The organism is Streptomyces sp. CC228A (assembly GCF_021390935.1).
GTDB lineage: Bacteria > Actinomycetota > Actinomycetes > Streptomycetales > Streptomycetaceae > Streptomyces.
Map to the genome: position 1 here is coordinate 223166 of NZ_JAJPUI010000006.1, position 16075 is coordinate 239240.

A 16075-nucleotide genomic window follows, 5' to 3' on the forward strand; every position below is an offset into this window, starting at 1 on the left:
GCCCGCCGTGCCACCGCCCGCGGAAGGCCCCGGGCACCCGCGCGCCCGTCCCTCCGCACCCACACCCCCACGCACCCACGACCCGTACCTCCGCCTGCCCGCCCGCACACCCTGTACCCCCCATCCCGCCCCGCGCGCCGCCGCAGTGCCGCACCGGCCCGCAGCGCCCGACCTGACCAGGCCACCGGGCCCCGACCTGACCAAGCCACCGCGCCCCGGCCGCACACGGAACGCACCGGGGCCGTACGCGCCGGCGGCCGGACCCGCACGGACGGCCACCGACCAGCCGCCCCGCCCGCCCGCCCGGGCCCCGGGGCAGCCCGCGCACGCCCTTCGCCATGGCCTCCCCCTTCGCCCTTGCCCGCCCACACGGAAGGACCGCCCCATGCAGATCGCCATCCACCTCTACGACAAGTTCACCGCGCTCGACGCCATCGGCCCGTACCAGACGCTCAGCCACCTGCCGGGCGCCGACGTCGTGTTCGTGGCACGCGAGGCGGGCCCGGTGCTCGACGACCACCGGACGCTGTCGCTCACCGCGCACCGCTCCTTCGCCGAGGTGCCCCGCCCGGACGTGCTCGTGGTCGTCGGCAGCGGTACGCCCGACCTCGGCGACGAGACGGCGCTCGCCTGGCTCCGGGCCGCCGACGCCCACACCACGTGGACGGCCTCCGTGTGCACCGGCTCGCTCCTCCTGGGGGCCGCGGGTCTCCTGAAGGGACGCCGCGCCACCTCCCACTGGACGGCCCTCGACCGGCTGCGCGACTTCGGCGCGGAACCGGTGGACGAGCGCGTCGTCTTCGACGGCAAGTACGTGACGGGGGCGGGCGTCTCCGCCGGTATCGACATGGGCCTGTCGCTGGCCGGCCGGATCGGCGGCGACCGGCACGCGCAGGCGGTGCAGCTGATGCTCCAGTACGCCCCCGAGCCGCCGTACGACGCCGGTTCGCCCGACACCGCGCCCGCCGACCTCGTGGCGCGCTTCCGCGACGAGGCGGCGGCCTCCTGATGGGGCCCGCACGCCGTGACGTCCTGCGGGCCGCCACCGCCGCGGCACTCGCCGCCGGCGCCCTCGGCACCGCCCCGGCGGCCGCCACCGCGGCCCGCCCCACCGACAGCAGCACCACCACCGCAGAAAGCAGGGGGAAGCGTCCCGTGAACGTGGACATCGTAATGTTCGAAGGCGTCGAGGAGCTCGACTACGCCGCGCCGTACGAGGTGTTCGCGCTGGCCGCCCGGCACAGCGGACGCCCCATGGCCGTGCGGCTCGTCAGTCTCGACGGGCCGGGGGTACTGCGCTGCGCGCACGGCTCCGACGTGCGGGTCACCGACCGCTGGGCTCCCGGGGAGGCGGACCTGCTGGTCGTGCCGGGCGGCGGCTACCAGCGCCGGGACGGCGGGCCGGGCGTGCGCGCCGAGATCGAGCGGGGCGCGCTCCCCGCGCCCTGGCCGACGCGGCCCGCCGCTTCCCGCGCCTCACCCTGGCCTCGGTCTGCACGGGCGCCATGCTGCTGTCGGCCGCCGGCCTCACCCGCAGCCGGCCCTGCACGACCCACCACCTGTCGCTGGCCGACCTGGAGGCGCAGGGCGGTGTCCTCAAGAAGGCCCGGGTGGTGGACGACGGCGACCTGGTGACGGCCGGCGGCATCACCTCCGGCCTCGACCTGGCCCTGTGGCTGGTCCGCCGCGAGCTCGGCGCCGACACGGCACTGCGGCTGGAGACGATGCTGGAGTACGAGGCACGCGGCACGGTGTGGGTGCGCTGACGCGGGGCCAGAGCCCTCAGCCGAGTACGCGGACGGCGCGCTGTCCTGCGCCGTAGGGCGACGCGTCACCGATGAAGAGGAGCCGTCGGCGCAGTACCGCGGTGTCACCGGCCGCCGTCTCCAGCAGACCGCGCACGTCGGCTGGTGGCACCGCTTCCGCCACCTCCAAGAGGGTGCTGTGGGCGCTTCCACCCGTGATCCCGTCCCGCAGATCGGCAGCGATCCTTTCGTGCAGGGGACGGGAATCGCGACTCCCGGCTTCGGTGGTGGACACGTTCATCCGATCGCGATCTCGTAGCGAAGCCGCCGGCGGTCAGCCGGCATGGTCATCAAGTCGGCCTGGATGGGACGGCCTTCGGCATCGAGCGTCAGGCGCGCCAAGCGCAGGACAGGTTCGGCCTCATCCATCGCGAGGAGCGTCCGCTCCTCGGTTGTCGGCAGGCGGGCGGTCACGTCTTCGCGTACCCGTACGCCGACGTGCCCGAGGCGGGCGAGCAGGGTCACCGCGCCGCCCCGGATCTTCGCCGTCCCGGCCAGGGCCGTACCGCGCGCGATCTCCACGGGGTAGTACGTGTCGGTCAACTCGTTCGGCGCACCGTCGAGTTCGATGACGCGGCGCCGGAAGACCACCGGCTGCCCCGCGGCCACCCCCAGCAGCGCTCCCACCTCCACACTGGCGGGCGCCTCCCCCGCGGAGAGGATGCGCTGCGTGCCCGTGCGCCCCTGGGCCGCCGCCTCCTCCGCCCACGCGTCGGGCTGCCCGGCGTCCCGCCGAGTCAGGTACGGCATCGACGTGCTGACCCAGTTGCCCCCACCGCTCATGACGCCTCCCGTGTCGCCCGCGGGCCCTCGCCGCGCAGCCGTGGCGCCCCCACCCTAGGCGCCCGGCACTGGCCCGCGTACGTTCCCCGGGAGCAGGCCGCCCGGGAGGGGCACCGCCCAGAAGCTCAGCCCGCCGCCGTGCCCAACGCCACACCGGCCCAGGCCGCGGCCAGGGTCAGGGCTGTGGTGGCCGCCGCGTTCGCCGCGGCGAGGCCGCGGGAGCCCGTCCCGGCCAGGCGGAGCGTCTCGTACGAGAACGTCGAGTACGTCGTCAGCGCGCCGCACAGGCCCGTGCCGAGCAGCGCGTACGGCTCCGCGGACAGGGCCGCGCCCGTCAGGACGCCCAGCAGCAGGGAGCCCGCCACGTTGACGGTGAGCGTGCCCCACGGGAAGACCGTGTCGTGGCGGGCCTGCACGGCGCGGTCCGTCAGGTACCGCAAGGGGGCGCCCACCGCGCCGCCCAGGAACACCAGCAGCCAGATCACCCCGCGGCCTCCCCGCCGCCGTAGCGGACCGCCTCGCACGGGTCGAGCGTGACCAGGCCCCCGGTCATCAGCCCGTCCAGTTCCGGCAGGAACGCCCGCACCCGCGGTTCGTCGTCCACGACCACCACCGCCACCGGCAGGTCCTCGCTCAGCGACAGCAGGCGGGAGGTGTGGACCATGGACGAGGCGCCGAAGCCCTCGATGCCCCGGAAGACGCTCGCGCCCGCCAGGCCCGCCTGGTGCGCGCGGTGCACGATCTCCGCGTACAGGGGGCGGTGGTGCCACTGGTCCGACTCGCCGACGAACACCGTCAGCCGCAGCGCCCTGCCCGTCCGTTCCGTCATCGCCCCGGTGCCCTCCGCTCCAGAAGCCGGCCCGCCGCCCACGCCGCCAGCGCCACCGCGAGCAGCGCCGCCACCGGCGTGGCCGCCAGATAGACCGCCGCCCGCAGCGCCTGGCCCTCGCCCACCAGCACCCGCACGTCCACCGCGAACGTCGAGAACGTCGTGAACCCGCCCAGCACCCCCGTCCCGAAGAACGGGCGCACCAGCCGGTGCGGGCGCCCCGCCGCGTCCAGCAGCACCATGAACACGCCGATCACCGCGCAGCCCAGCACGTTCGTCCACAGTGTCGCCCAGGGGAAGCCGCCCTGCGCGGTGGGCCACGCGACGGAGGCGCCGTGGCGGGCCAGAGCCCCCGCGCCGCCGCCGAGCGCCACCGCGCCCACCACCGGCCAGTCCGTGCCTCTCATGGCCCACCAGCCTAAGCCGCGCCCGCACCACCCGGGCCATGCGGACCGGCCTCAACCGGCGGAGACTGGTCGTGAAGGGATGAAACCGCCACAACGAACTCCTGGAGGCGAGACGCCATGGCTGCTTCCCTCGTCGTCGAAGACATGCTGCGCACCTACCCCGCCGACATCGGGCAGGTCGACCGCCAGAAGCTGATCCGGTGCATCGAGGAGTGCGCCGCCTGCGCCCAGGCTTGTAGCGCCTGCGCCGACGCGTGCCTGTCCGAGACGCAGGACCTCGAACAGCTCGCCAAGTGCATACGCACCAACATGGACTGCGCCGACGTCTGCACGGCCACCGGCGCGGTGCTGTCGCGGCACACCGGCTACGACGCGAACCTCACCCGCGCCGTGCTGAACGCCTGCGCCGTCGCCTGCTCCACCTGCGCCGACGAGTGCGAGCGGCACGCCGACCGGCACGAGCACTGCCAGGTCTGCGCCGAAGCCTGCCGGCGGTGCGAGGCCGCCTGCAACGAACTGACCTCGTCACTCGGCTGAGCAGCCCGGAGGCCGCGGCCCCGGACCCGGTCGCGGCCCGGCAGGTCGCCGCCGGCACGGCAGCCGGCTGATCGGCCGGTGGCCATCGGCCGGTCGTCGGCCGGTGGGCGACAGCCAGTGGCCATCGGCCGAGCGTCGGCCGGCAATCGACGGCCGGTCCTCGGCCGGCAGTGGACGGCCGGTCCTCGGCCGGTAACCGACGGCCGGTCCTCGGCCGGTGGTCGACGGTGAGTCGGCGGTCGGTCGCCGGGCCGGCAGCTCGCGGCGCACGGCACACGGCACGCGCTCTCGGCACACGGCACACGCTCGCGGATCACGCGGCGCGGATCGCAGGCGTCAGGCAGGTGTCCGCAGGGGGGCGACCACCGGCGGGTGCCCCGGCGGTGCGGCGCACAGGGTGCGGGCCTGCGGGTCAGCTGGTGGCGAGCAGCCGGGAGACCAGGGCGTCGACGTCCACCTGCTCCTCGCCCTCCGGCACCGCGTCGTACGTCCGGTCGAGGAACCGCTCCAGTGCGGCCTGGCCGACGGTGAAGTCCGCCTCCCCGCACAGCTCTATGTGCACGCCGTCCTCCGGCCAGACCCGGACGTCGCCTTCGCCCACCTCGTGCCGTATGCCTTCCCGCAGCATGTCCCGGTCCAGGCGCCACTCCGCGTACACCCGCATGCCGTCGGTGAACGCCATGCGCACCGCGTACGGGTCGTCCTCGTCGTACGAGACGTGGGCCAGCACCGGCAGGTCGCGCAGCCGCATGAAGAGCTTGTCGTGCAGGACGGTGTTCACAGGGGCCTCCCTGAGCCGCGTCGTGTGAGGTGCAGTACGCCTCCCCAGTGCCCCGCGAACCCGTCGGCTACCATCCCGCCCCCGTGAATCTGCCCCCGGCGGCCCCGCCCCCGCTGCCGGGCGCGCCGCGGGCCGGCGCGAAGGCGCAGGCGGGCGGCGGTGGGCGGCCGCCCGGCGGCGTGCGGGGCCGCCCGGTGTCAGAAGCGCTTCGGGTAGGCGACGGCCAGAGCGAGGTAGCCGACCAGCACGGCTGCCACGATGACACCGACGACGGTCTCGGTCATGGGGACTCCCGGTGTGCGCGATGAGCGGTCAGGAAGGAAGACGCCGCCGGACCCGGCTCCGTTCCGGCCCGCGGACGTGACGAGGAGGACCGTCCGCGGCCGGGCGGGGGAGCCGGGCCGACGCTCCCATAACGAGCAGCCCGGCGCGTCCGGCGCACTCCGTACACCTCCGGACGGGGTGGTGAACGTCCGTACGCGCGCAAACGCGTAGGCCGGTCGGCGCACTGCGCGGGCGAACCGGGCCGCCGCTTCCTACCGTGGCTGAATGATCGTCAGCTCTTCGGCCCGGATCGCGGCCGGCGCGTCGGCCCTCCTGCTGCTGTGCCTGCTGCTTCCCCTGCTGGTCCTGTCGTCGGCGGCCTCCGCCACCCCGTCCGCCGGCCGGGTGGCGGAGGGCGACGCGCGCCCCGGCGAGCCGATGCCACCGCGGCCCGCGGCCCGTGTCGACCCCTCGTACCTGCACCGCCCCGGCACGCAGGTGCGGCTGCCCCCGGGGGTGGCGGGCCCGCCGGACCTGTCCGCGCTGTCCTGGCTGGTCGCGGACGCGGCCACCGGGGACGTGCTGGCCGCGCACGACGCGCACCGGCGGCTGCCGCCCGCCTCCACCCTCAAGGCGCTGTTCGCCCTGACCGTCCTGCCGCGGCTGGCGCAGGACGCCAGGCACACGGTCCGCGAGGAGGAACTGACCGGCATCGGCCCCGGCAGCAGCCTCGTCGGGGTGAAGGAGGACGTCACGTACGAGGTGGCGGACCTGTGGCGGGGGGTGTTCCTGCACTCCGGCAACGACGCCGTGCGCGTCCTGGCGGGGATGAACGGCGGCTGGCAGCGGACCGCCCGCCAGATGGAGGCGGTGGCCCGCTCACTGGGCGCCCACGACACGAAGGTGGTCTCCCCGGACGGCTACGACGCGCCGGGCCAGGTCTCCTCGGCGTACGACCTGGCGGTCTTCGGCCGCGAGGGGCTGCGCGACCCGGACTTCGCGCGGTACTGCGCCCTGCCGTACGCCGCGTTCCCCGCGGGCGGCTGGAAGTACGGCATCCGCAGCACCAACCGGCTGCTCACGGGCGAGGACGGGGTGCGCCGCTACCCCGGCATCATCGGCGTGAAGAACGGCTACACCAGCAAGGCGGGGCACACCCTGATCGCGGCGGCCCGGCGGGGCGGGCGGACGCTGGTCGTGTCGGTGATGAACCCGCAGTCCGGCGGGTTCCGCGCGGTGTACGAGGAGGCCCGCGACCTCCTCGACTGGGGGTTCGGCCCCGGCGCGAAAGTCCGCCCGGTGGGGTCCCTGCTGCCGCCCGCTCCGCGGGCGCTGACCCACTCGGCGGCGCCCTCCCCAGGCGCTTCGGCAGGCGCGTCGGCCGGCGCCTCCGCGGGCGCTTCCGCGTCGGCCGGGGCGCGGGCCGGGCCTCGGCGGCGCGGCGCCCGCCTCCGCCGGCCCCTCGGCCGGTACGGCGCAGGGCGCTGCCCCCGCGGGCGGAGCACGGCCGTCCGCCGGGCGCTCCCCGCGGACCCGCCGGGTGGCCCGGAGGCGGGCGGTCCGATTCCCGGGGCCGCCGCGCCGTCCGGCGCGGGGCCGGGCCGCCCGCCCGTGGCGGCGGGCGCCGCCGGCGCGGGCGCGGCCCCGAGCCCCGTCCTGCCGGTCCTGCTCGTCGGCTCGGCCTGCGTCGCGGCCGGGGCCCTGTGGCTGGCCCGCCGCCGGGCGGGGACCGACTGAGCAGCCGCCGGCCGGGACGCCGCCGGGCCCCGCGCCGGGCCGGGTCCGCCCGCGCAGCCGCGGCTTCGAAGGCCGGCGCGGGGCGGCGGGGCCCCGGGCGCAGGGCCCGGCCGGGCAGCCGCCGGCGCAGCGGCGGGCGCGCGCGGGCTCAGTGGCGCAGGGCCCGGCGGCTGGCCCGCCGCCGGGCGGGGACCGACTGAGCAGCCGCCGGCCGGGACGCCGCCGGGCCCCGCGCCGGGCCGGGTCCGCCCGCGCAGCCGCGGCTTCGAAGGCCGGCGCGGGGCGGCGGGGCCCCGGGCGCAGGGCCCGGCCGGGCAGCCGCCGGCGCAGCGGCGGGCGCGCGCGGGCTCAGTGGCGCAGGGCCCGGCGCTGCAGGGCCTCCAGAGGGCCCGAGTCGAAGCGGCGCAGCCACAGGCGGGAGCCGGCCAGCAGCACCAGGCTCACCGCCGCCCACAGGCCCATCACCCACCAGGGCCGCCACGTGTCGCCGAGCCGGGCCGCAAGCCCCAGCCCGACGCCGTACGCGACGAGGACGCACAGCACGTTCTGCAGCACGTACCCGGACAGGGCGGCCCGCCCCAGCGACGTGAACGCCGCCATGAGGGGGCCCGGCCGCCGGACCCGGTCCACGAGCAGCCCGACCAGGCCCGCGTAGCCGACCGCCACCAGGGGCGCCGCCACGTACCGTCCCGGCAGGAAGCCCGCGTCGCCGGCCAGCAGGCAGGCCGCGTTCAGCGGCACGCCCAGGCCGAGGCCCCAGGCCAGCATCCGCGCCCGCAACCGCCGCCCGGTGCCGTCCGCGCCGAAGGCGCCGCCCGCAGCAGCCGCACGCCCAGCAGGAGGAGGAACACCAGCAGCCCGAAGGTCAGCACCGGCTCGACGCGCAGGACGACGGCGTTCTGCAGCCGGAACGCGATCTGGTCGAGCCAGCTGCCGTGCGCGTACAGGTCCACGACGCGCTGCGGCACCCGGCCGCCCCGGCCGCCGCGCCGCCCAGCGCCAGCGCGGCCGTCAGCAGGAGCATCACCGCGAGGTGCAGCCCGCCCGCCCACCACATCGCGCGCCGCCGGGCCCGCTCCGAGCGGGACAGCAGCCAGGCGACGTACAGCCCGGTCACCGCGTACCCCATGAGCACGTCCCAGGCGAAGACCAGCACGAAGTGCACGGTGCCCTCCGCGAACAGGAACAGCGCCCGCCGCCGGTACCGCCCCGGCCACGGCATCCCGCGCCGCTCGGCCGCCGCGTACTGGATGGCGATGCCGGCACCGAACAGGATGGTCAGCAGCGACAGGAACTTGCCGTCCGCGACCGCCCGGAAGACGGTCTCCGCCGCGTCCCCGACCGAGCCCGACGCGAAGCCGGGAGCGCCGCCCGTGCCGCTGAGCAGGCCCCACTCGCCGCCCGGAGCGGTGAAGATCCACACGTTCGTCATCAGGGTGCCGAGGATCGCCACCCCGCGCAGCACGTCCAGCAGCGCCAGCCGCCGCCCGGCGCCCTCACCGGCACCGGCACCCGCACCCGCCGGCCCGGCGTGCGCGGGCCGCTCATGCGGTCCCGCCCCTGCCGGAGCCCGTTCCCCGACGGTCCCCGCCCGTTCCGCCCGCTCTGCCGCGTCCCTCGGGTCCGTCGGTCCGGTGCCCGCCCCCGTCGTCGTGGTCATACGTCCCATCGTCGGCACGGCACCGGCCGTCCACGTCGTGACGGGGGAGGAACCGCCGCTACATCGAAGGATGCAGGGCCGCCGGCGGGACCTGGGCGCGGGCTTCCCCCCACGGGTGCCGCCCGGCCGCAGGCCCGGCCGGGCCCGCTCCTTCGGCCGTCATGTGCCGGACGGCTGGAGGACGTTCGCGACGAACGCCGACAGGTTGTCCCGCATCCGGTCGATCCGCTCCTCCACGGTCAGCGACTCCTCGTACCGGGCGCTGCGCAGGGCGGGCTGGCGCTTGCCGCGCACGTACAGCGGGCAGCCCAGGTCGGCGCACACGTAGAGGCCGACGGTGTTGCCGCCGCGGCCCGCGGCGCCCGCGCGGGGCGCGGAGAAGAGGGTGACCCCGGACGCGGCGTGCCCGGTCAGGCAGATCCGGCACAGGCTGGACTGCACCGCGCTGGTGCGGGACCTCTCCGGCACCCGCAGGGCGATGCCGGCGGGTGCGCCGCCGGGTGCCGCGGCCGGCACGACCAGGTACGCGCGCAGCGGGGCGCCCGGATCCCGCCAGCCCAGGAAGTCGAGGTCCTCCCAGGGGAGTTCGCCGAAGTCGGCCGGCAGCCGCATGCGGGCAGCCTCGCCCTTGGAGCAGTTGACGAAGGAGCCGCGGATCTGTTTCTCGGTCAATGGGTCCACGTGAGGGCACCGTACGGGAGGTTCGTGCAGGGTGCATCCGATTACCCGTTTGGTCCGCGCTGCGTGGGTACCCGGTCGCCATGAGTACCCAGACAGCCGCCCCGGGCGGCCACAGCCAGGAACAGGGGTCCTCGCGACCCGTCTCCCTCGCGCGCGAAGTGCAGGGCCGCGTGCGCACGTGCAGACCCGCGCGCACGGACCGGGAACCGGAGGACCCGGCGCAGGAGTGGAACATCGTGCTGGGCGAGGACTGAACCGCGCGCCTGCCGGTGCGCCCGGGGCTCAGTGCGTCAGGTGGGCCAGGCTCCCCGGGTGCTCCACGAGGTAGTCCCGCAGCGTCATGGGCGCGTGCCCCGTCAGCCGCCGCACGGTGTCGGAGACCGCGCCCAACTCGCCGCGGGCGATCGCCTCGTACGAGGTGACCCACCCGGTGACCTCCCACTCGGGTGCTCCGAGGCCGGAGCGGGACGCGTACGCCTCGTCGCGGGTCTCCGGGAGGTAGCGGATGGTGCGGCCGGTGGCGCGGGACAGCTCCTCGGCGGCCTCCGCGAGGGTGAACGCCTCGCCGCCCGTCACGTCGTAGGTCAGGCCGTCGTGCGCTCCGGGCGCGAGGAGGACGGCCGCGGCCGTGTCCGCGATGTCGTCGTGGGCGACGGCGGCGACCCGGCCGTTGCCGGCGGGGCCGCGCAGGACCCCGTCGCGGCCGGTCATGGCCGGGATACCGGCCAGGTACCAGTTGTCCCGCAGGAACGTCCACTCCAGTCCGTTGTGGGCCCGCAGGTACTGCTCGGTGTGCCAGTGGTCGCGGGCGAAGGTGAACGTGGCGTCGGGCGCCGCGCCCTGGAACGACAGGTACACGATCCGGCCGACGCCGGCCGCGACCGCGGCGTCCACGGCGGTGCGGTGCTCGCCGACCCTGCCGGGGGACTCGTGCGCGGAGACCAGGAAGAGGGTGTCGGCCCCGTCGAGCGCCGCCCGCATGGCCTCACCGTCCCCGTAGGCGGCGGGCGGGGCCTTGACCGCGCCGGCCAGCTCGGGGAGCCGCGCGGGATCCCGGCCGAGGAGCCGCAGCGGGACGCCCTGGTCGGCGAGCCGCCGCGCGACCCGCCCTCCGACGCGCCCACCGGCCCCGGTGACGGCGATGACCCCTGTCGGTGCGCTCATGCCCGCAGTCTCGGCCACCCCGGGGCGGCCGTCACCCGGAGCCGGTCCGATCGGGAGCCGGTCCGATCGGGAGCGGCCCCCGGGAGCGGGCGGGCCGGCGGCTGCTGCTGCTGCAAGGCCGGGGCTGCAAGGGGGCAGGCAGTGGGCCGGGCCTGCTGGGCCGGCAGTGGGGCCCGCAGTGGGCCGGGGCCTGCGGCTCCGGCAGGGGGGCCGGAAATCCGGTTGAGGTGCTTGCACTACCCACGTACGTTCGGTGACGACCCCACCACGCCGCCATCCGCCTTGACCTCAAGCGAAGTCGAGGTCCTACGGTCATGGCGTCCGGTGGACTTCCGAAGGGAGCATCATGACCACGTCGCGCAGGAGGACCCGGCAGGACGCGTCGCGCCGCGCCGCCCTCGCCGAGCAACAGCGGCAGGCGGCGGAGGAACGGCTGGCCTTACGAGCCGGTCCGCGCCCGTACGACGACGCGACCCTCGCCGTCCTGGTACGCCTCCGCTGACCTCACCTCTCACCCGCCCCGCTGATCTCACCCGCCCCCGCCCCGGCACTCCCGCTCCCGCATGCGCGGGCGCCCCGGCGCGGGGGCCGCGCGCGTCCGCGCCCGGGTGCCGGACGGACGTGTGCCGGGGTGGCGCGATCCCTCCACCACACCCGATCCGTAGTGATCATGTGTGATCAGATGGGGTCATGACGAGGACCCTCTACCTGTTCTGCGCCGCCGCTCCGCCGGTGTTCGACGTGGCCCGGGTGGTCGAGGACGCTCAGGCACGCGGCTGGGACGTGTGCCTCGGGCTGACCCCGACCGCGGCCCTCTGGCTGGAGCCCAACACCGACGGGCTCGCCGCGCTCACCGGCCACCCCGTGCGCCACACGTACGAGCGGCCGGGCGAGCCGGACCCGTGGCCCGCGCCGGACGTCGTCCTCTTCGCGCCCGCCACCTTCAACGCGGTCAACCAGTGGGCACTGGGCCTGACCGGCACGTTCGTCGTCAGTGTGGCCGCCGAGGCGCTCGGCTGGGGCGTCCCGCTCGTGGCGGCGCCCTGCGTCAACGCCGCGCACGTCCGGCACCCGCAGTACGACCGGTCGGTGGAGACCCTGCGGAGCGCCGGGGTGCACGTGCTGCACGGAGCGGACACCGCCTTCCCGTGGGAGGCGGCGCTCGACGCGGCCGAGGAGGCGTGGCGCCCGGCGGCCGCCCCCTGAGCCGCGCCCCCTACGGCTCCAGCGACCGATACAGGTGCACGTCCTCGTGGCCACCGGGCACGCCCGGCGTCCGGCCCGTCACGGTGTAGCCGAGCTTCTCGTAGAAGCCCGGCGCCTGGAACGTGTACGACGACACCGCCATGTGGCGGCAGCCCCGCCGCCGGGCCTCCGCCTCGGCCGCCCGCATCAGCCGGGTGCCGAGGCCGGAGCCGCGGCGGTCCTCCCGGACCCACAGCATGTGCACCTCGCAGCTGTCGCCCCACGTCCAGCCCGTGAGCCCGCCGACCACCGCCCCGTCGCCGTCCTCGGCGCGCACCGACAGCTCCTCGCCGTCGTGCGCGCCGGTGGCCTCGGCGTTGAACGCGGTCAGCGCCTCGTCCAGCAGGCCGGCTAAGTCCTTGTCCTCGCCGCCCGTCGTGAGCCTCACTCGTCCCTCTCCCCCTCAAGGTCGCCCTCGGTCTCCAGGAAGACCTGCCTCAACTGCTCCAGCACCGCCGGGTCCGGCTTCGCCCACATGCCGCGGGACTCCGCCTCAAGCAGCCGCTCCGCGATGCCGTGCAGCGCCCACGGGTTGGCCTCCTGGAGGAACGCCCGGTTCTGCGGGTCCAGGACGTACGCCTCGGTGAGCTTGTCGTACATCCAGTCGGCCACCACGCCCGTCGTCGCGTCGTACCCGAAGAGGTAGTCGACGGTCGCCGCCAGCTCGAAGGCGCCCTTGTAGCCGTGCCGGCGCATCGCCTCGATCCAGCGCGGGTTCACCACGCGGGCGCGGAAGACGCGGGACGTCTCCTCGACGAGCGTGCGGGTGCGGACCGACTCCGGGCGGGTCGAGTCGCCGATGTACGCCTCGGGAGCCGTGCCCCGCAGCGCGCGCACGGTGGCGACCATGCCGCCGTGGTACTGGAAGTAGTCGTCGGAGTCGGCGATGTCGTGCTCGCGGGTGTCCGTGTTCTTCGCGGCCACCGCGATCCGCTTGTACGCCGTCTCCATCTCGTCGCGCGCCGGACGGCCGTCCAGGCCGCGGCCGTAGGCGTAGCCGCCCCACACCGTGTACACCTCGGCCAGGTCGGCGTCGGTGCGCCAGTCGCGGGAGTCGATGAGCTGGAGCAGGCCCGCCCCGTACGTCCCCGGCCGGGAGCCGAAGATGCGGGTGGTCGCGCGCCGCTCGTCCCCGTGCACGGCCAGGTCGGCCTGCGTGTGCGCCCGCACGTGGTTGGACTCGGCGGGCTCGTCCAGTCCGGCGGCGAGCCGCACCGCGTCGTCGAGCAGGGCGACGGTGTGCGGGAACGCGTCCCGGAAGAAGCCCGAGATGCGCAGCGTCACGTCGATGCGGGGCCGGCCCAGCTCCTCCAGCGGCACCGCCTCCAGGCCCTTCACCCGGCGGGACGCCTCGTCCCACACCGGGCGGACGCCGAGCAGCGCCAGCGCCTCCGCGACGTCGTCGCCGCTGGTGCGCATCGCGCTCGTGCCCCACAGGGACAGGCCCACGGACGTGGGCCACTCGCCGTTGTCGGTGCGGTACCGCTCCAGCAGGGAGTCGGCCAGGGCCTGGCCCGTCTCCCACGCCAGGCGCGAGGGCACGGCCTTGGGGTCGACGGAGTAGAAGTTGCGGCCGGTCGGCAGCACGTTCACCAGGCCGCGCAGCGGGGAGCCGGACGGGCCGGCCGGGACGAACCCGCCGTTCAGCGCGTGCACCGCATGGTCGAGCTCCGCCGTCGTCGCGTCGAGGCGCGGCACGACCTGGCGGGCGGCGAAGTCCAGCACCGCGGCGACCTGCTCGCCGTGCCCCTCGGCGACCGAGGGCACCGCCGCCGGGTCCCAGTCGGCGGCCTCCATGGCCTCCACCAGGGCGCGGGCCGCGGCCTCGGCCTCGTCGGCCGCCGTGCGGGTCGCCGCGGACTCGTCCAGGCCCAGGGCCTCCCGCAGGCCCGGCAGGGCGGTGGTGCCGCCCCAGATCTGGCGGGCGCGCAGGATGGACAGGACCAGGTTCACCCGCTCGGGGCCGGCCGGGGCCGAGCCGAGGACGTGCAGGCCGTCGCGGATCTGGGCGTCCTTCACCTCGCACAGCCAGCCGTCGACGTGCAGCAGGAAGTCGTCGAAGCCGTCGTCGTCCGGGCGCTCCTCCATGCCCAGGTCGTGGTCGAGCTTCGCGGCCTGGATGAGGGTCCAGATCTGGGCGCGGATCGCCGGCAGCTTCGCCGGGTCCATGGAGGAGATCTGCGCGTACTCGTCGAGCAGCTGCTCCAGGCGCGCGATGTCGCCGTACGAGTCGGCGCGGGCCATCGGCGGCACGAGGTGGTCGATCAGCGTGGCGTGCACGCGGCGCTTGGCCTGCGTGCCCTCGCCCGGGTCGTTGACCAGGAACGGGTAGACCAGCGGCAGGTCGCCGAGGGCCGCGTCGGGCGCGCACGACGCGGACAGGCCGGCGTTCTTGCCGGGCAGCCACTCCAGGTTGCCGTGCTTGCCGAGGTGGACCATGGCGTCCGCGCCGAAACCGCCGTCCTCGGCGGGCGCGGCGATCCAGCGGTAGGCCGCCAGGTAGTGGTGGGACGGCGGCAGGTCCGGGTCGTGGTAGATCGCGATGGGGTTCTCGCCGAAGCCGCGCGGCGGCTGGATCACGATCAGCAGGTTCCCGCGCCGCAGCGCCGCGAGGACGATGTCGCCCTCGGGGTTGCGGGACCGGTCGAGGAACATCTCGCCGGGCGCCGGGCCCCACCTCTCCTCGACCTCGGTCCGCAGGTCCTCCGGCAGCGTCGCGAACCAGCGCTTGTAGTCGGCCGCCGGGATGCGGACGGGGTTGCGGGCGAGCTGCTCCTCGGTCAGCCAGTCCTGGTCGTGGCCGCCGGCGTCGATCAGCGCCCGGATCAGCTCGTCGCCGTCCCCGGACACCAGGCCCGGTATGTCCTGCTCGGGCCCGAAGTCGTAGCCCTCGGCGCGCAGCCGGCGCAGCAGCGCGACCGCGGACGCCGGGGTGTCGAGGCCGACGGCGTTGCCGATGCGGGAGTGCTTCGTCGGGTACGCGGAGAGGACCAGCGCCAGCTTCTTCTCGGCGTTGGGGATATGGCGCAGCCGGGCGTGCCGGACGGCGATCCCGGCGACGCGGGCGGCGCGCTCGGGGTCGGCGACGTACGCCGGGAGGCCGTCCTCGTCGATCTCCTTGAACGAGAACGGGACGGTGATGAGGCGGCCGTCGAACTCGGGGACGGCGACCTGGCTGGCGGCGTCCAGCGGGGACAGGCCCTCGTCGTTCTCCTCCCAGGCGCTCCGGGGGCCGGTCAGGGCCAGGGCCTGCAGGACCGGCACGTCGAGCTGGGCGAGGGCGCCCGCGTCCCATGCCTCCTCGTCGCCGCCCGCCTGGGCGTCGGCGGGCTTGGTGCCGCCCGCGGCGAGGACGGTGGTGACCACGGCGTCCGCTCCCCGCAGCTGCTCCAGCAGCTCGGCTTCGGGGGCGCGCAGGGACGCGACGTACAGGGGGAGGGCCCGGCCGCCTGCGTCCTCGATGGCGTCGCAGAGGACCGACACGAAGCCGGTGTTGCCGCTCATGTGGTGCGCGCGGTAGTAGAGCACCGCGATGGCGGGGCCGTCGCCGCCGCGGGACTCCCGCTCCAGCGGGCCCCAGGTCGGCGCGGGCGCCGGGGGCTCGAAGCCGTGGCCGGTCAGCAGGACCGTGTCGGACAGGAAGCGGGCGAGCTGGTCCAGGTTCCCGGCGCCGCCGTGCGCGAGGTAGGCGTGCGCCTCGGTGGCGACGCCGATGGGGACGGTGGACGCCTCCATCAGCTGGGCGTCGGGGGCCTGTTCACCGGTGAGGACGACCACCGGGCGGTCCTGGGCGCGCAGGGCCTCGATGCCCTCCTCCCAGGCGCGGACGCCGCCGAGGAGGCGTACGACGACGAGGTCGGTGCCGTCGAGCAGCCCGGGCAGGTCGTCCAGGGGCAGCCGGGAGGGGTTGGCGTACCGGTAGGGGACCGGGCCGCCGGCGGCGGTGGCGGCACGGGCGCTGAGCAGGTCGGTGTCGGAGTGCGACAGCAGCAGAATCACGGCGTGCACAAGCCTTCCTCGGGGTGTCCTCGCCCCGGGTGGTCGTGGGTGGCGGGAGTTCCTGACTCACCGGACCCGCGAGGGGCCGGATCACAGTGGCGGGACCGCGCCGGATTCGCACCGGGCTTCCTCCCTAGGGTCTGGGACCCTGTGCCGGTTGCATAGTAGAGGCTGCGCGTATGC

The 16075-nt window shown here is 75.9% G+C and carries 20 protein-coding genes and 1 riboswitch; of the genes, 7 read left to right on the forward strand and 13 right to left on the reverse strand.

Translation table 11 applies throughout. The annotated features are described in order from the left end of the window. The first annotated feature begins 385 nt into the window (after positions 1 to 385). Together L6E17_RS18810 and L6E17_RS31060 are read left to right on the forward strand one after the other, a co-directional pair. Positions 386 to 1009 carry a DJ-1/PfpI family protein gene (locus tag L6E17_RS18810; RefSeq protein WP_236241915.1) on the forward strand — a complete coding sequence of 208 codons (624 nt, stop codon included), beginning with the start codon at positions 386 to 388 and terminating at the stop codon, positions 1007 to 1009. A 496-nt stretch (positions 1010 to 1505) separates the two neighbouring features. After that, positions 1506 to 1766 (forward strand): DJ-1/PfpI family protein, encoded by a 261-nt coding sequence (locus L6E17_RS31060; RefSeq protein WP_308315901.1) that lies wholly within the window; start codon positions 1506 to 1508, stop codon positions 1764 to 1766. 16 nt (positions 1767 to 1782) lie between these two features. Here L6E17_RS31060 and L6E17_RS18820 read toward each other — a convergent pair whose 3' ends face one another. The 5 genes from L6E17_RS18820 to L6E17_RS18840 form a co-directional block, all read right to left on the reverse strand. After that, entirely contained in the window at positions 1783 to 1929 is a 147-nt protein-coding gene (locus L6E17_RS18820) for a hypothetical protein (protein WP_236241916.1), read from the reverse strand. 113 nt (positions 1930 to 2042) lie between these two features. Beyond that, positions 2043 to 2588 carry a GntR family transcriptional regulator gene (locus L6E17_RS18825; RefSeq protein WP_236241917.1) on the reverse strand — a complete coding sequence of 182 codons (546 nt, stop codon included), beginning with the start codon at positions 2586 to 2588 and terminating at the stop codon, positions 2043 to 2045. A 125-nt stretch (positions 2589 to 2713) separates the two neighbouring features. Beyond that, positions 2714 to 3073, reverse strand: coding sequence for a CrcB family protein (locus L6E17_RS18830; protein WP_236241918.1), 360 nt, complete (start codon positions 3071 to 3073; stop codon positions 2714 to 2716). Further along, positions 3070 to 3417 carry a DUF190 domain-containing protein gene (locus tag L6E17_RS18835; RefSeq protein ID WP_236241919.1) on the reverse strand — a complete coding sequence of 116 codons (348 nt, stop codon included), beginning with the start codon at positions 3415 to 3417 and terminating at the stop codon, positions 3070 to 3072. Before L6E17_RS18835 ends, L6E17_RS18830 begins: the two co-directional genes overlap by 4 nt. Beyond that, complete coding sequence (locus L6E17_RS18840; protein WP_236241920.1) at positions 3414 to 3824, reverse strand: CrcB family protein; 411 nt, start codon at positions 3822 to 3824, stop codon at positions 3414 to 3416. Before L6E17_RS18840 ends, L6E17_RS18835 begins: the two co-directional genes overlap by 4 nt. Before the next feature lie 117 nt (positions 3825 to 3941). Between L6E17_RS18840 and L6E17_RS18845 the strand changes: the two genes are divergently transcribed. After that, entirely contained in the window at positions 3942 to 4361 is a 420-nt protein-coding gene (locus L6E17_RS18845) for a four-helix bundle copper-binding protein (RefSeq protein ID WP_236241921.1), read from the forward strand. A gap of 412 nt (positions 4362 to 4773) precedes the next feature. Here the strand turns inward: L6E17_RS18845 and L6E17_RS18850 are convergent, their stop codons facing one another. Both L6E17_RS18850 and L6E17_RS18855 read right to left on the reverse strand, forming a co-directional pair. Continuing rightward, on the reverse strand, positions 4774 to 5142 hold the full coding sequence (locus tag L6E17_RS18850; protein ID WP_236241922.1) for an SsgA family sporulation/cell division regulator: 369 nt from the start codon (positions 5140 to 5142) through the stop codon (positions 4774 to 4776). Positions 5143 to 5339: 197 nt separating this feature from the next. After that, the gene (locus tag L6E17_RS18855; RefSeq protein ID WP_236241923.1) at positions 5340 to 5651 is read right to left on the reverse strand and encodes a hypothetical protein; all 312 of its coding nucleotides are present in this window, start codon (positions 5649 to 5651) and stop codon (positions 5340 to 5342) included. Between the two features lie 40 nt (positions 5652 to 5691). Here L6E17_RS18855 and L6E17_RS18860 point away from each other — a divergent pair, with 40 nt between their 5' ends. After that, a complete protein-coding gene (locus L6E17_RS18860; RefSeq protein WP_236241924.1) occupies positions 5692 to 7143 on the forward strand; it encodes a D-alanyl-D-alanine carboxypeptidase family protein in 1452 nt (483 codons plus the stop codon). A gap of 348 nt (positions 7144 to 7491) precedes the next feature. Here the strand turns inward: L6E17_RS18860 and L6E17_RS31065 are convergent, their stop codons facing one another. From L6E17_RS31065 to L6E17_RS18870, 3 genes are all read right to left on the reverse strand, one after another. Further along, positions 7492 to 7911, reverse strand: a complete 420-nt coding sequence (locus L6E17_RS31065; protein WP_308315902.1) for a DUF418 domain-containing protein — start codon at positions 7909 to 7911, stop codon at positions 7492 to 7494. Between the two features lie 97 nt (positions 7912 to 8008). Continuing rightward, the gene (locus tag L6E17_RS31070) at positions 8009 to 8803 is read right to left on the reverse strand and encodes a hypothetical protein (protein WP_308315903.1); all 795 of its coding nucleotides are present in this window, start codon (positions 8801 to 8803) and stop codon (positions 8009 to 8011) included. Between the two features lie 159 nt (positions 8804 to 8962). Then, entirely contained in the window at positions 8963 to 9484 is a 522-nt protein-coding gene (locus L6E17_RS18870) for an FBP domain-containing protein (protein ID WP_236241925.1), read from the reverse strand. A gap of 80 nt (positions 9485 to 9564) precedes the next feature. On the opposite strand from L6E17_RS18870, the gene L6E17_RS18875 reads away from it, so the two are divergent. Then, positions 9565 to 9738, forward strand: coding sequence for a hypothetical protein (locus L6E17_RS18875; RefSeq protein ID WP_236241926.1), 174 nt, complete (start codon positions 9565 to 9567; stop codon positions 9736 to 9738). 28 nt (positions 9739 to 9766) lie between these two features. Here L6E17_RS18875 and L6E17_RS18880 read toward each other — a convergent pair whose 3' ends face one another. After that, entirely contained in the window at positions 9767 to 10648 is an 882-nt protein-coding gene (locus L6E17_RS18880; protein ID WP_236241927.1) for an NAD(P)H-binding protein, read from the reverse strand. Between the two features lie 346 nt (positions 10649 to 10994). Between L6E17_RS18880 and L6E17_RS18885 the strand changes: the two genes are divergently transcribed. Then, on the forward strand, positions 10995 to 11150 hold the full coding sequence (locus L6E17_RS18885; protein ID WP_236241928.1) for a hypothetical protein: 156 nt from the start codon (positions 10995 to 10997) through the stop codon (positions 11148 to 11150). Between the two features lie 188 nt (positions 11151 to 11338). After that, positions 11339 to 11854, forward strand: coding sequence for a flavoprotein (locus L6E17_RS18890; protein ID WP_236241929.1), 516 nt, complete (start codon positions 11339 to 11341; stop codon positions 11852 to 11854). 10 nt (positions 11855 to 11864) lie between these two features. On the opposite strand, the gene L6E17_RS18895 is transcribed toward L6E17_RS18890, so the two are convergent. Continuing rightward, the gene (locus tag L6E17_RS18895; RefSeq protein ID WP_236241930.1) at positions 11865 to 12281 is read right to left on the reverse strand and encodes a GNAT family N-acetyltransferase; all 417 of its coding nucleotides are present in this window, start codon (positions 12279 to 12281) and stop codon (positions 11865 to 11867) included. After that, positions 12278 to 15892, reverse strand: a complete 3615-nt coding sequence (cobN, locus tag L6E17_RS18900; protein ID WP_236242126.1) for a cobaltochelatase subunit CobN — start codon at positions 15890 to 15892, stop codon at positions 12278 to 12280. The genes L6E17_RS18895 and cobN overlap by 4 nt, the downstream gene beginning before the upstream one ends. 36 nt (positions 15893 to 15928) lie before the next feature. After that, positions 15929 to 16059: riboswitch (cobalamin riboswitch) on the reverse strand. Between the last annotated feature and the right edge of the window lie 16 nt (positions 16060 to 16075).